This window comes from Micromonospora sp. NPDC047753, from assembly GCF_040642735.1.
In the GTDB taxonomy this organism is placed as follows: domain Bacteria; phylum Actinomycetota; class Actinomycetes; order Mycobacteriales; family Micromonosporaceae; genus Micromonospora.
Genome location: NZ_JBEYSL010000880.1, coordinates 1 through 1,215 on the forward strand (window position 1 = coordinate 1; position 1,215 = coordinate 1,215).

1 protein-coding gene is annotated in these 1,215 nt (G+C 70.1%); it reads left to right on the plus strand.

The genetic code is table 11. The features are described from left to right. Nucleotides 1-1,128: MFS transporter (locus tag ABZ749_RS35425; RefSeq protein WP_357235805.1), on the plus strand; the 1,128-nt coding region annotated here is incomplete at its 5' end. Nucleotides 1,129-1,215 lie beyond the last annotated feature (87 nt).

Below are 1,215 nucleotides of genomic sequence, written 5' to 3' on the forward strand. Positions count from 1 at the left end.
CGCCCCCCCTCCCGTTCTGCCCCCGTCCTCCTCGCCGCCGGGGGCCGCGGGGGGGCCGGCGCCGCCATCGCGGCGCCGACCGCGCTGTCGCTGCTGGCCACGACGTTCCCGGCCGGGCCGGCACGGAACAAGGCGCTGGGTGTCTACGGGGCGATGGGCGGCCTGGGCTCGGTGGTCGGCCTCCTGCTCGGCGGCGCCCTCACCCAGTACGTCAGCTGGCGGTGGGTCCTGTTCGTCAACGTGCCCATCGCCGTGCTCGTGCTGCTCGGCACGTCGGTGCTGCCACGAGGAGAGCGCGAGCGCGGTCGGGCGGACCTCTCCGGTGCCGCCACCGCCACCGCCGGGCTCGCCGCACTGGTGTTCGCCATCAACCACGCGGCCCTTCACGGCTGGCGTGACACCGTCACCCTGGGCTTTTTGATCGCTGCCGCGGTCCTGCTGATCGCGTTCGTCCTCGTCCAGCGCTCCGCAGCGGCGCCCATGCTGCCCGGCCGGATCCTCAGCGACCGGGCACGGACCGGCGCGTACGTGACCATGTTCCTGGTGGGCGGCGGCATGTTTGCCCTGTTCTATTTCCTCACTCTCTATATGCAGGTGGTCAAGGGCTACCCTCCGATGCGGACCGGCCTGGCCTACCTGCCGTTCACCGTCGGCATCGCGGTGGCTGCTGGCGGCGTCGGTCCCCAGTTGCTGTCCCGGCTGACGGCCCGCGCCCTGACGGTGAGCGGCCTGGTGCTGGCGGCCATCGGCATGGGCTGGTTCGGGGCGCTGAGCCCGACGTCGAACGCCCTTACCGCGCTGCTGCCAGCTCAGCTGGTCGCCGGCTTCGGACTGGGACTTACCTTCGTGGCCACCACAGTGGTCGCGATCAACGGGGTGGCCCCGCAGGACACCGGCATCGCCTCTGGCGTGGTCAACACCAGTCAACAGATCGGCGGCGCACTCGGCCTTGCGCTGCTCAGCGGCGTGGCCGCCACAGTGACCGCCGCCCAGCCCTCGGGCACCGCCCTCCCGGACGCGCTGACCAGCGGGTACGTCGACGGGCTACTGCTCGGCGGAGCGGTCTTCCTGGTGGCCGCGATCGTCGCGGCCGCGACGATGAACGCACGCGTGGTGGCATCGCACTGACACCACGCGGCAGAACGGAAGATCACACGTAAGAAAAACAGACACCAAAAAATCAAAATAGTATTACGGGTAGTGGTGTTATAGGGG